Source organism: Enterobacter sp. MGH120 (assembly GCF_001037725.1).
Taxonomy (GTDB): domain Bacteria; phylum Pseudomonadota; class Gammaproteobacteria; order Enterobacterales; family Enterobacteriaceae; genus Enterobacter; species Enterobacter hormaechei_C.
The window spans coordinates 2,428,872-2,442,216 of sequence record NZ_KQ089940.1 but is presented as its reverse complement, the minus strand read 5'-3'; the positions used below and the strand labels follow the sequence as shown (position 1 = coordinate 2,442,216).

General features: G+C 59.5%; 7 protein-coding genes. All 7 read right to left on the bottom strand.

Features of this window, described 5'->3' with window-relative positions:
* Positions 1-3: 3 nt before the first annotated feature.
* Complete coding sequence (locus tag SK54_RS11470; protein ID WP_048247214.1) at positions 4-4,374, bottom strand: RHS repeat-associated core domain-containing protein; 4,371 nt, start codon at positions 4,372-4,374, stop codon at positions 4-6.
* A gap of 3 nt (positions 4,375-4,377) precedes the next feature.
* Positions 4,378-4,818, bottom strand: a complete 441-nt coding sequence (locus tag SK54_RS11465) for a DcrB-related protein (protein ID WP_023303865.1) — start codon at positions 4,816-4,818, stop codon at positions 4,378-4,380.
* 75 nt (positions 4,819-4,893) lie between these two features.
* A complete protein-coding gene (locus SK54_RS11460; protein WP_048247212.1) occupies positions 4,894-6,816 on the bottom strand; it encodes a type VI secretion system Vgr family protein in 1,923 nt (640 codons plus the stop codon).
* Between the two features lie 197 nt (positions 6,817-7,013).
* Positions 7,014-7,775 carry an ankyrin repeat domain-containing protein gene (locus tag SK54_RS11455; protein WP_072204304.1) on the bottom strand — a complete coding sequence of 254 codons (762 nt, stop codon included), beginning with the start codon at positions 7,773-7,775 and terminating at the stop codon, positions 7,014-7,016.
* Positions 7,772-9,238 carry a hypothetical protein gene (locus SK54_RS11450; protein ID WP_048247210.1) on the bottom strand — a complete coding sequence of 489 codons (1,467 nt, stop codon included), beginning with the start codon at positions 9,236-9,238 and terminating at the stop codon, positions 7,772-7,774. Before SK54_RS11450 ends, SK54_RS11455 begins: the two co-directional genes overlap by 4 nt.
* Positions 9,239-9,263: 25 nt before the next feature.
* Positions 9,264-10,697, bottom strand: a complete 1,434-nt coding sequence (locus tag SK54_RS11445; RefSeq protein ID WP_032653898.1) for a serine/threonine protein kinase — start codon at positions 10,695-10,697, stop codon at positions 9,264-9,266.
* A 24-nt stretch (positions 10,698-10,721) separates the two neighbouring features.
* Positions 10,722-13,337, bottom strand: coding sequence for a type VI secretion system ATPase TssH (tssH, locus tag SK54_RS11440; protein ID WP_045330006.1), 2,616 nt, complete (start codon positions 13,335-13,337; stop codon positions 10,722-10,724).
* Between the last annotated feature and the right edge of the window lie 8 nt (positions 13,338-13,345).

Genomic DNA, 13,345 nt, shown 5'->3' with positions numbered 1-13,345 from the left:
ACCTCACTGATGACAGTTTGCACGCAATTTTTTCGGGACACGCCCCTTCAACCAGCCTTTAGAATGAGAAACAGCAATGGCTTCTTGGGAACCATATTTTACACCAAAATATTTCTCGAATTGTGAGACTGAGCCTTTATGTGGGAAAGTAGCTTCATGCGCAGAAGTTTTTACTAATTGCATTGTTGTCCTTCCTGTGGCTGGGTCAAAATCATCGACATGATGCCATGTATATCCAGTTGCATCGCTTTTAGAAATACCGGCTGCCTTGAAAGCCTCGGTGAAATCTCTATCTCGAGTTCCTTGCATTGTAATAGATACAATATTCTGTTTTGTTCCATTGATTGGGAAAAGATCTGGGCTTCCTGTAAAGTCGACTCCCTTTAATGCCAACCCCCACGGATCCACCCAACCCAGCGTATTCGGCGCATACTGGTAAAGGTTTATCCCCCCCGCCAGCCCTATCGGGTCCTGCTGCGTAAATCGTCCGCAGTCCGGGTCATAATACCGGAACAGATTGTAGTGCAGCCCTGTCTCACGGTCCAGGTATTGCCCCTGCATACGCAGGTTCTGGGAATATCCTGATACCTGCGTCTCGCTTTCCCGCAGCAGTTTGCCCCAGGCGCTGTTCACGCCTTCCCAGCGCACCTGCCCTTCGATATCCGTCATCCGCTCCGGCGTGCCGTTGGGCTGGCAGTGGAACCAGAAGATTTCCGGGGCATCAACGCCGTCGATACGCGCCAGCGGGTCGTAGCTGTCCTGATCGCTGTAGACGTAGGTGAGCGGCACATCTCCGTGCACCTCCTGCAACAGCCGGAACCCTTCCCAGACAAACCGGGTGGTGACCGGCTTGCCGGTTGGCTGTCCGCCCAGCATCTGGCGTCGCGTTTTGCTGATGCGTCGCCCGAGCGGGTCATAGCGGAAGCTGACCTGCGTCTGCGGCCTGTTGCAGTCCCGCGGCTGGCTGATGACCTCCGTCAGGCGGTGCTCGCCGTCGTAGCGGTAGTGCCAGCGGGTCTGGCCGTTATCCTTCTCCACGGTGCGGCCGTGGATGTCATAGCGCCAGCGAATGCCGTTCAGCTGCGTCAGGCGGTTGTGCGTGACCTTCTCAGCAGAGCCTTCGAGCGGGTTACCGGCAGCATCCCAGCGCCACTGCTCCTGGCCGGGCAGCGTGCCGTCCTGAACCAGCAGACGTCCGGCGCTGTCATACTGCCAGCGGTACCAGCTGAACGGGTTATCGTCCCGCTCTTCCCGCACCAGGTTATTGCGATAGTCGTAATCCCAGCGGCGGGACCAGCGGCGCGGCGACGGGCGCTGGGCATTGCCGGTAAAGACGTCCCGGCGATGCAGTCGGCCAAGGCGGTCGTATTCGCTGCGGGTGGTCAGCAGCCCCTGCGTACGGCTGGTTTCACGGTGGAGTTCGTCGCGGGTAAAGTCGGAGACCGACAGCTTATCAAGCGCGATGCTGAGCAGATGCCCGCTGCCGTAGTAGAACTGTTTCAGCTCCCGGCCATCGGGCAGCGTGACGGAGGTGCGGTTACCCAGCGCGTCATACTCCCACGCCAGCTCCCCGTGCTCGCCCGTTTCGCGCGTGACGCGCCCGAGCGCGTCATACTCAAACACAAGCTCCTGCTCGGCCTCGGCACTCCAGGCATCGGCTGAAAGCGCGGGATGCAGCCCAATCCGGCTCAGAAGGCCGGACGGGGTGTAGTGGTAGCGGGTCTGCCCTTCCGGCGTGGTGCGGGCGACCAGCTGGCCGCTCGCGCTCCAGGCGAAAGCGTGGGTGATGGCCTCCGGATGTCCGGCGGCAAAGGTGCGCGCTATCGTACGTCCGCAGGCATCGTAGCGATACTGCGAGGCCACGCCATCGAGTCCCACCTCTTCCAGCAGCAGCGAGTCTGCGCCCCAGCGGAACTGGTACGCTTCGCCGTTTTCGTTTTCCAGGGCAATCAGACGCCCGCGGCTGTCCCAGCGGCGGCGCACCTCTTCACCCTGCGTATTGCGGGTGGCGGTTAAGCGCCCTGCCTCGTCGTATCTGAACTCGCTCTCTTTCCCGTCGGCGCCCGCATGCTTCACCGGCAGACCACGTTCGTTCCATTTGAGCGACTCGGTCCAGCCTTCTGATCGGTCGAGCTGCACCGGACGCCCCGCGGCGTCGTAGCGGTAACGCGTCTCTTCGCCGTCGGCGCTTATCTCAGCCACCAGCCAGCCCAGCGGATGATAACGGTATTGTGTCACGCGGCCAGAACAGTCCGTCGCACGCACCATCTGCCCGGCTTCGTTGTACTCCTGGTAGCGGCTGTTCCCGGCGGCATCAACTTCTTCCACAACCTGACCAAACTCGTCCCGACGCAGCAGCGTGGTCTGCCCCATCGGATCCACCACGCGTTTCAGCCCGTGATGTTCGTCATACAGGAACCGGGTGGCGCTACCGTCGGCTTCGATGATGGACGCCGGAAGCGCACGGTGCTCCAGCCAGGTGGTGGTGCGGGTATTGCCGTCGGCGTCGATCTCCTGCACCCGGTTGCCCATCTCGTCATAGACGAAGGTAACGGCATTACCCAGCGGATCGATGCGACGCGTGAGGAGTTCGTTGTCATCCCACTCGTAGCGCCAGTTCTCACCGCGCTCGTCAACGTAGCGAACAATCAGGTTTTGCGCGTTCCAGTAATGCTTTCGCGTCTGACCGTCGTAGTGATCGACGGTCGTCAGCCCGGCGGCTAAATCGTAGGTAAAGCGACAGCCGTCGCCGGTGCTGGTGCGATTTTCCACCACGCGCCAGTGGTCGAATTTTTGCCAGCGGTATTCGCTCTCCAGCCCGCCCGGCAGACGGTGCCAGACCATCAGGCCATCATCGTTATAACGGTATTCACGGGTTACCACGCCGGAGGCATCCGTTGCGCTGGCCAGCTGGCCGCGCGCGTCGTACCCCCACTGCATCAGCGGCCATGTCTGGTTGCCGTCAAAATGGCTGGCAGCGGTAACGCGCTGCGGGAAACGTTCATCGTCATAGCGCAGGGTGACATCGATCGCTCGCGGCTCATCGTGCAGACCGACCAGCCGCCCGTGCTCATCCCATTCCGTCAGCAACGCGTTGCCGTACTCGTCGCTGAGGGAGGCCAGGCGCAGGATGGAGGGGTTAGCGCGGGTCGGTTTATACAGACGCCACACCGCGCCGTCATCGTCAGCTATCGCCACGTCGCCGCTCTCATTGCGGCGGATAATGATGCCTTCGCTGATGCTGTAAAACGCGCGGTCGACCGGCGGCAGTTCAAAGCTCAGCTCGCGCCCGGTTTCATCGAACCAGGTGGCGTTGTTTTCTTCCAGCGCCAGATAGCTGTCAAAGGTGGTAGCCCAGCCCAGACCGAAAAGCCCTTCGCGGGTGGTCAGGCTGTTGTAGCTGCGCTGCCAGCGCAGCGGAAAGCGCCCTGGCAGCGAGAAATCGAGTTCGTCGTCGTCATTCAGCACCTTCACGCCGGTAGCGGCGTGAACCGGGTGCGAGGAGCCGAACACGGCGTTGACGGCCATATCCGCCAGCATCCCGCCACCGGCAGCAGCCAGCGCGCAGGGCATGTTTTTCAGGATCTTGCCTGGCCGCCCGCGCAGCAGGGAGAGCGCAATCATCCCCAGCGCCAGACCCGGCGTTTTACCGCTTTTGATATCGCGGACCGTGAGCGTGTCGCCGCCTATGATCACGTTCGGGGAGACGTCGTCGGAAACGGTGCCCTCGCAGGTGGTGCGATCTTTTGCGCGCACCGCAGGCTGTCCGTTGATGAAGACGCTTTTCGAGCCTTCCGCCAGATACTGCGGCCCGGAGTGTTTATCACACGCCACCTTGTCTTCTTCCAGCGGCGAGGTCCCTGCGGCGGCAGAGGCGACGCTCGGCTGCCACATCTCGCTGCCGAACTGTCCGGCAGCGGAGAGCAGCATGCCCGCGTAGTCGGCAAAGCTGCCCGGCGACTGCGGCTCAGGGGACGGGGTATCGGCAGGGGTTAACGTCCCGGCGGCGCGTGCAGCGGGAAGTTTATTTGTCAGAACATTGCTCGAACCGGTGGTGATTTTGCCCGCGGGCGACGGCGGGAAAAGCGCGTTACCCAGCCCTTCAGCGGCGTTGCTGATATCGTCGGTGATCCCGGCGACGTTCGCCAGAACCCCGCCGATAATGCCGCTCAACAGACAGCTGGATCCAATCGCCGCCACGCCTGCTGCTGCGGCCCCGGCTCCCAGCAGTGGGGCCGCGACGGTCGCTGCCGCGCCCACCGCCGCGCCAATCACCGCATAGGCGGCACCTTCCGCCACAATGCTGGTAATATCAGCAAAAATGCTGGAGTGAATAATCTCGTCGCCCTTACGGGCCGCGTTGTTATCGCTCATGCCTTACACATTCCGGTTGTCGTTTAGCGTCAGACTCTGCTTCAGTGCGCTCCAGCGCGCCTCGTCCTCTTCCGTAAAGGCTTTTAAGGCCGAGAGGGTAAAAATTATCAGTACCGGTTTGCCCGGCGTCTGCACGGCCAGCTGTTTTTGCCACAGGCGCTGGCCGTTACGGTCAAAGGTGGTCTCAACTTCCAGCCCGTTAATTTTTCCGTCAGGCCCGGCTTTTACGTGCTGAAATTCGCTCTGGGCGATCTCACCCATCTGAGGACGCAGCACGTCCCACTGGCGGTGAAACTCTTGTTCGTAGTCGCTGCCATCCGGGATAACGCCGCGGCTGACCACCACGGACAGCCCGCTTTCGTCATCGCGAATGATGTTCATGCTGTTGTCCTGCCAGGCGGCAGGAAAAAGGGTAAAGGAACCTTCCTGGAGGGTGTATTTCATCGGTGAACTCGCGTCTAAAATTGCTAAAGGGTTTTACGTGCCGCCACGGACAACCCGGCGGCAGACAGAAAGCGGTTACTCTTCCGGGGGCGTAAATTTCTCCTGCACCGCCGCATCAATATCCCCTTTATGCCCTGACCCCGGCGCCGTTGTGCCCGGTTGGGTGCCCGACGTATTCAGGTGCAGCTTGCCGCCCGTGGTGATATAGCCGTCCCCTTCAACGAAGAAGTTGAACTCTTTGCCGATCAGGTTAATTTTGCCGTTAGCGTTAAGCTCAATAGCACTCTCGCCCGAGACCAGCCGCAGCTTCGTCCCGGAAGCAATAACATACTGCTCCACCGCTGCATCCAGCTTGCCTTTCCCCGTCAGGATCTCGGTTCCGCCTTTCACCGCCTGGATCTGATTAGCCTCCACGCGATGCAGCTCATTTTTCTTCACGTAATGGCTGCGCGCGCCGCCAACGGTGTGCGTTTCATCATTCTTGACGCTGGTGTCCATATTACGCTCGGCCTGGATCCACACCTGCTCTGCGCCCGCCTTGTCCTCAAAGCGCAGGGCGTTGGCGTTGTCCACGGAACCGTCCTTGGTGCGGCTCATAAAGCCCATCTGCGTCGCGGCAGCAGGCAGCGCCCACGGCGGCATGCTGGCTTCGTTATACACGCGACCAGTGATAATCGGACGGTCCGGGTCGCCGTTGATAAAGTCCACCACCACCTCATCGCCGACGCGCGGGATCTGCACCCCGCCGTAGCCCTGGCCCGCCCAGGCGCTCGACACGCGCACCCAGCAGGAGCTGGTGTCATCGCCCTTCGCCAGACGGTCCCAGTGGAACTTCACCTTCACGCGGCCGTATTTGTCCGTCCAGATACTTTCCCCCTGCGGTCCCACGACTTTCGCCGTCTGCGGGCCGTAGGTGCGCGGCCACGCCGTGCTCTGCGCCGGACGGTAGGACACCGACGCCGGGATAACGGTGAAATCGGTGCGGTGAATGGTTTCCCCCTCACCGCTCGCGTAGCGGTTCTCCTCGAAGTGGTAACCCGCCGCCGTCACCAGATACTCGCCGTTGTCACTGAAGAACGGCGCGTTGGTCAGGGTAAAGATGTGGCCCGGCGCAATGCCCGCCGCCGTGGCCGTCGCCTGAATCTGCTGATGCTCCACCTGCCAGCGCTCCTGACGGATGCGGGCGTAGAACTCCGCATGGCCTGTCTCCACAAAGCGGCCCGGCCAGTCGTACACGTCGATGCTGCCCGGTTTCGGGGACGCCGGGTTCTGCTGCGCCTGGAACAGCCACGCGTTCGGCTTGCGGAAGTCATAGTCGTCGAGGCTGTAAATTCCCGGCGTGACGCTGTCCTCCAGCGCCCACTGGCTGATGCCCTCTTCATCCGTACTGCCGCCGGACGGCGTCTGATGGTAAGGAATGACCTCATAGCCGCTGAACGGCTGGTGCTGGGTCGCGGCGTCGGTCAGTACCAGGGTATGCTTGTCCGCCTCGTGGCTGAAGTAGTACGCAATCCCCTCCAGCTCCATCAGGCGGCTGATGAAGTCCAGGCTCGATTCCTGATACTGCACGCAGTAGTCCCACACGCGGTAGCTGCCGGTGAGTTTGTCTTCGAGGTTAACCTGGTGCTCTCCCAGCAGGGTTTTGACAATCTGCGGTACCGTCTGGCCCTGGAAGATACGCAGGTTACGGTCGCGCTTCATCGGCCACAGGTCCGGCTCCACCGTCAGCTGGTACACCGCGTAGCGGGTGCCCGTCAGCTCCACGGCGCTCACCGCCACGCGCGTCACCTTGCCGTTGATATAGCGGGGGGTGAGCAGGTTCTGCGTGGGGATGGTCACCGTGACCGGCTGGCCCAGCAGCTTGCTGCGGTCAATGCGCGCGTCCGTACCAAGCAGGGTCAGCGTCAGCGCGAACGACTCGGACATCGCTTCGCGGCCGGAGAGTTTCCAGAAGAGCAGCCCCTCGACCGGGAGCTGGACGGTAATTCGGTTGAGCATAATCTTTATTCCGTAATGGTTTATGCTGGGAACGTTTATGAACGTAAAGCTAATTTCGACGAGGTGGTTTTGGATTGATGCAATGCTGGGTTGATTTGTCTGGAGGTACGAACTTTCGTTTTTATAAATCCAAAGAGTGCAGGCTAATGGAAACTCCGGAAAAAACCTTATCTCTGGCTTTCATGAAAGTTGAGCAATCACTTAACCGGCGCAGGTGGCCACACGCCCCCTTTCTGAATAAGTTTCTCTTTTATTTCGTTTAACTTCTCGTATTGCTCACTGCCTCGATCAAGTCCACTCAGCGCGTCCGCAAGCGCATTGCTCATTGACCAGCCATTTTTAGCCTTAACTGACGGGTCCGCTCCACGATCGAGCAGTAACAAGACATGATCGTAAGCCTGGTTATCCAGCGCATCAAACACCAGCGTTTTACCCAGTGAATTGGTTGCATTGACGTCAGCTCCGCTATCGAGCATGGCTTCCAGCGTCTCTGTATTTTTCGCTTTTAGCGACTGGAAGATGATGGGTTCGTGGAAGACCTTATCTTTCACATTGGGCGAAAGGCCACCGTCCAGCATAGCGTTGATCCAGTCTGCGCTGTCCCCCTTCAGGGCAAATTCGGCAGGGCTGCTTTTTCCCTGCGGTCGAGGCTGGAGCGGATCTGCGCCGGCCTTAACAAGCAACGTAATCACCTTTAAATGGGGCGATGTTTTTTTATCATTAATCGCGTTGCCGATGGCCCAAAAAAGCAGGGTCATATCCTGCTTTCCCGGTTTATTAAGATCGCTTTCTGGTGCAAGCGTCTTCACCGCGTCGACATCACCTTCTTCAATCGCTTTCGCCAGTTCAAGCTGCTGACCGCTGAAGTAGTCCTGTGGATTAAGGTCCATATCCTGCTTACACCCCTGAATCATGAATAAAAAACATAACGCGACAAAAGCCATCAACCGTTTTTTCACAATCGACTCCCGATTATCGAAATATCCTCGTCCTTCTGTTGCTCTATGCAATCAATCGCCTGATTAATCCCGTGGCGGTCCAGCGCGCTTCCGGTTCCACCGGGAAGATCGTGGGGTATTCCGGCAGCATTAGGGCTCAGCGCAGAGATTTCCTCTTTGAGGATCCACGAAGGGACATGCCCTTTCATCGTTTTCAGATCCTCCCAGGGGTTAACTTCCTGAATCTTCGTCAGCAGCTCACCTTCAACCCGATAAGCCTGGATATTATCCGTACTGCCTAATATCTTGCCGCCGTATTTTTCTACGGTTCCGGCATTCAGGCCGGCGGCGTTGAACGTCCACCCCGCTTTTCCGCTGCCCATAGAGGTTGCAGAGGCGAGGCCACCGCCAAGGGAATGACCGGCAATATCAATATTCTGGCCTGACCTTGCCAGCTCCTTACCGATACTCACGGCCTTTTTATAATAATCTGAAGCCATACCCATGCCCTGTGAGAAGTTATTCGACCAGTCAGCCCCGTTTACCACCGGCGCCAGCTCCCCTTTGGTCAGTAAAGAGGAGACATTCTCAGACAGAGAGGCGAAACCAGGCTCGCGCGATCCCCTGAATACCAGCGTGGGGTTCATATCTGTACCAAACACTTCCGGCTTCGGTTGATAGACGCGCGCCAGAAAATTGGGGGACGTATCATCGTCAAAGAGCATTGATTTGTTCAGCCCGAACTTTCCTAACAGCGCATCGTCATTACTGATATCTGTCCACCCCTCCGGCACGCCCGGTGTGGTTTCCAGCGGGTTCACGGTCTTATAAATATTTTCCGCAAGCTTCGCTTTTTCCACCGCGATATTATTCGCCGCCAGACGCTTCGCGGCGATCTGGGCATCCGGATAAAGGCTATTGCTCCCCTTCGCAATCAGATCTTTACGCGCCTGCCAGCGCTCTGCTTTGGTCATCTTCTGAAGCTGCCCGGCATAGGTTTTACCGTCCTTGCCCGGAGTAGGTTCATCCGGCAACTGTGCCGTTTTAGATTTCACCACCTGTTTTGGCAGTACCGTTGGCGCAGGGCGAGATCCGTACGTTCTCACCATGGTTTCGTAGCGGTCGACAATCGTACTCACCGGATACCAGCCCAGGCCGACCAGCGAGGCAGCCTGGAGTTGCCCTTTGGCATTGATGTAAAAAATTTCCGTTACTGATGACCAGTCACGAAAACTTTCGTCAATGGCAACCACTCTGCCCATCTCTAAATCCTGCGCGATCAGCGTGCGGGTATCGCGCCCGGACTGATAAGGATTCGCACCGGTGATCGTGCGCAGCAGATCGTAGCGCGTGAAGAGCGAGCGCAGCGAATGGTCGGGAACCGACATAATCCACTGTCCGGCAACGGACGGGCGGATTATTTTCGCAAACAGCGCTGGCGAGACGTTCTCGTGGAACAGATAGACAAACTTGATGTTATACATTCGCTCCGTCCTGTTACCCGCAGGCTTACGGATTCACCAGCCAGGTGCCTGGCTTCGCAATATCCAGCGTCTGGGTACGCGTTCTTCCATTGCCTTCCAGTTCAATGCGGGTCTCGCCCGCAGGCAATTTCAGCGATGCGTAACCGTTATTGCCCGGACGCAGCGCTTTAGACTCGCCGTTCACCTTCAGCGTCTCACCATCAAGCATGCGGATGTAGACCAGCGCGACCGGGCTGGCGTCGACAGGCGGCGCACTCTGCTGCGCCGTAGCAGGTGGCGCAACCGGCTCGCTCACGTCTGCCGTTGCCGGTCTGGTTTCCGCCTGGGCGGAGGTCTCAGCCGGAGGGCTCACGGCAGGCGTTTGCGCCGTCTGCTCTGGCGTTTCCTGACTGTCGCCGCCGAACAGCATCGCACCGGCAACCACCCCAACCAGCACGCCCGCGGCCACCAGCCCCGGAAGCTTGTAACGTCGCCAGTCCAGCGCGGAAGCAGATGTCTCCTCTTCCACCGGCACCAGCATCGTGCCGGTCTTCTTCGCGGTAAGCACCTCGTCGATACCGGCGACGGGCATCTCGATCAGCGCCGCGAACTCCTCAATGGATTGCGGACGGTCTTCCATATGCAGCGCCAGCGCCTTGTCGATGGCCTGTAGCAACGGGATGGAATAGCCCTGCGGCATCAGCTCCACCAGCGGTTTGCAGGTATCCTGAATCGAACGCACCACGCTGACCGGCGGCGGAGAGCCGACGATGAGGGTGCGCAATACGGCGCCGAGCGCGTAGATATCCGTCCACGGCCCCTGCTCGCTTTCATTGTCGTCGGTATACTGCTCGATAGGCGCGAAGCCCGGACGCAGCATGGTTTCCGTCTCATCCGAGAGATTACCAATGGTGCGGCGCGCCGATCCGAAATCGAGCAGCACCGGCAGGCCGTTATCCTGAATCTGAATGTTATCCAGCGAGATGTCGCGGTGCAGATAACCCTCGTCGTGGATCGTTTTGATGGCGCCGAAGAGCATTGGCAGCATGCGGCGGATCCACGCCTCGTTAATCAGCTCCGGTTTCTCTTCGCGCAGACGCGACAGCGTGGTACCGCTGTAAAACAGCGTCCCCATATAGGCCGTGTCGTTTTGCACCCAGAAACGCAGTACGTGCAGCAGGTTCGGGTGGTTAAAGCGCGCCAGCAGGCGGGCTTCCTGGATGAAGCTGTTCAGACCGGCAGAAAACGCTTTGCCGAAGCGCTCGCTGCGCAGCACCAGCGTCATATCCTCGCCGCGCACGGCGAGGGAGGAAGGCATAAATTCTTTGATAGCGATAGTGCGTTCGAGCTGGTGATCCCAGGCGCGATAGACGATGCCGAATCCGCCGCCGCCAATCACCTCTTTTATCTCAAACTCATTGAAACGGTACCCGACCGGGAGCGCGTTTGGGACAGTCCGATTGTTATCATTATCCGTCATCTTTTACAGTTCTCTTGATGATTATTACGCGGCAAACTGACAGTGGAACTCGCCCTGCTCGCAGGTGACATGCAGACGTCGGTACTGCTCGTCGCTGCGGCTGGCGGTAAGTAAAATCTGGCTCATCTGAGGCAGCAACGTATTGGTCAGAATCGCATCCACCATACGCCCGCCCGACTCAACCTCGGTACAGCGCTGAACAATCTGTTCGACCACGCTGTCGTCAAATTCAGAAATAATGTTGTGATTCTCTTCCAGACGACGCTGAATTCGCCTGAGCTGAAGACGCACAATCTGCCCCAGCATCTCGTCGCTCAGCGGGTAATACGGCACCACCAGCAGGCGGCCCAGCAGCGCAGGCGGGAACACCTCCAGCAGCGGCTGGCGCAGGGCGCCGCTTAACGCGTCAGGCTCCGGCATCAGTTCCGGGTCGGCGCACATGGCTGCGATCAGGTCGGTGCCGACGTTAGAGGTCAGAATAATAATGGTGTTACGGAAATCAATGTGACGCCCTTCGCCGTCCTCCATCCAGCCCTTGTCGAAGACCTGGAAGAAGATCTCGTGCACGTCCGGGTGCGCTTTTTCAATTTCATCCAGCAGCACCACGCTGTAGGGACGGCGGCGCACGGCCTCGGTTAAGACGCCGCCTTCACCATAGCCCACATAGCCCGGAGGCGCACCTTTTAACGTCGAAACGGTGTGCGCTTCCTGGAATTCACTCATGTTGATGGTAATGACGTTCTGCTCGCCGCCGTAAAGCGACTCCGCCAGCGCCAGCGCGGTTTCAGTTTTACCCACGCCGGATGGCCCGCAGAGCATGAATACGCCGACCGGTTTGTTCGGATCGTCAAGCTTCGCCCGCGAGGTTTTTACCCGACGGGCAATCAGATCCAGACCGTGACGCTGACCAATAACCCGCTGGTTCAGCGTGTCGGCCAGATTCAGCACCGCGTCGATCTCATTTTTCACCATCCGGCCCAGCGGGATCCCGGTCCAGTCTGAGACCACCGCAGCCACCACGTTCTCATCCACCGCGGCAAACAGCAGCGGTTCGTCACCCTGTAAGGTCTTCAGCGCCTGCTGCTGTTCTGCCAGCTGGCCGCGCAGTTCAGCCGTATCCTCATCACCCGCCGCAAACAGCGCGGCACGCAGAAGGATAATCTCCTGCACCCGCGTGCGCTCTTCTTCCCAGCGACGGGCCAGGGCTTCGCGCTGGGTTTCGAACGCGTCACGTTCGGCGGTTAAGGCCGCCACACGCGCCGGATCACCCGCCCCCACGCGCGCTTCGCGTTCAGCAATCTCCAGCTCCACGTCCAGGGCCGCCAGGTGACGCAGACAGTCTTCCAACTGGGCAGGCGGCGCGCTCTGGCTGACGGCCACGCGCGCGCAGGCGGTGTCCAGCAGCGCCACCGCTTTATCCGGCAGCTGACGCGCAGGAATATAGCGATGCGACAGTTTCACCGCCGCGCTGACCGCTTCGTCGAGGAGTAAAACCTGATGATGAGTTTCCAGCGGCGACACGGTGCTGCGCAGCATCAGCACGGCTTTGGCTTCGTCCGGCTCGTGAACCTGTACGGTCTGGAAACGGCGGGTCAGCGCCGGATCTTTCTCAATGTATTTTTTGTATTCCGCCCAGGTGGTCGCGCCGATGGTGCGCAGTTGCCCGCGCGCCAGGGCAGGTTTGAGCAGGTTAGCGGCATCGCCGGTGCCCTGCTGACCGCCAGCGCCAATCAGGGTGTGGATCTCATCGATAAACAGAATAATTGGCGTGGCGCTGGACTGCACCTCGTTAATCAGCGCCTGGAGGCGCGCCTCAAATTCCCCTTTCATGCCCGCGCCGGCCTGAAGCATGCCGATATCCAGCAGCCACAGCTGAACGTTTTGCAGCGGCTCCGGCACGTCGCCGTCAGCGATACGCAGCGCAAGCCCTTCCACCACCGCCGTTTTCCCGACGCCGGCTTCCCCGGTCAGCAGGGGGTTGTTCTGGCGACGACGCATCAGAATATCGACCATCTGGCGGATCTCTTCATCGCGCCCCACAACCGGGTCGATTTTCCCTTCCCGGGCGCGCGCCGTCAGATCCTGACCATACTGCGCCAGCGTGCCCTGCGCAGCCGGTACTGCCCCGGCAGGCGCGTCCGCAGCGGCGGCGGCCTGCTGGCTCTCTTTGCTGCTGGCGCAAATGGCGTCGAACTGCTCGATCAGCACCTCGACGTTAAGACGGGTGAACTGCGCCGAAATGCTTTTCAGCACATTAGCCAGATTCCACGTTTTCAGTATGCCGATCAGCAAATGGCCGCCGCGGATGCGGCTGACGCCAAACTTCAGCGAGCCGTAGACCCAGGCGCGCTCGACGGCGCTGTCGATATGCTCGGAAAGATCAGACACGGAACTCGCGCCACGCGGCAGGGCATCCAGCGCCGCCACGATATCGCGTGTCAGCTGCTGTTCATCAAGGGCGAAGTGACGGATGACCTGTTGCAGATCGCCATCCTGCTGCTGCATCAGCTGATGCAGCCAGTGCACCAGCTCAACGTACGGGTTGCCGCGCAGCTTACAGAAGGCAGTCGCGCTTTCCAGAGAGGTAAATAACAGCGTATCCAGTTTGCCGAAAAGCACGGCACGGCTAATTTCTGACATGTTAGTTT

What these genes read in the sequence shown, in the direction of transcription:
- SK54_RS11470 (WP_048247214.1), bottom strand. Translation starts at nt 4,374, where the DNA reads ATGAGCGATAACAACGCGGCCCGTAAGGGCGACGAGATTATTCACTCC.
- SK54_RS11465 (WP_023303865.1), bottom strand. Translation starts at nt 4,818, where the DNA reads ATGAAATACACCCTCCAGGAAGGTTCCTTTACCCTTTTTCCTGCCGCC.
- SK54_RS11460 (WP_048247212.1), bottom strand. Translation starts at nt 6,816, where the DNA reads ATGCTCAACCGAATTACCGTCCAGCTCCCGGTCGAGGGGCTGCTCTTC.
- SK54_RS11450 (WP_048247210.1), bottom strand. Translation starts at nt 9,238, where the DNA reads ATGTATAACATCAAGTTTGTCTATCTGTTCCACGAGAACGTCTCGCCA.
- SK54_RS11445 (WP_032653898.1), bottom strand. Translation starts at nt 10,697, where the DNA reads ATGACGGATAATGATAACAATCGGACTGTCCCAAACGCGCTCCCGGTC.
- tssH (WP_045330006.1), bottom strand. Translation starts at nt 13,337, where the DNA reads ATGTCAGAAATTAGCCGTGCCGTGCTTTTCGGCAAACTGGATACGCTG.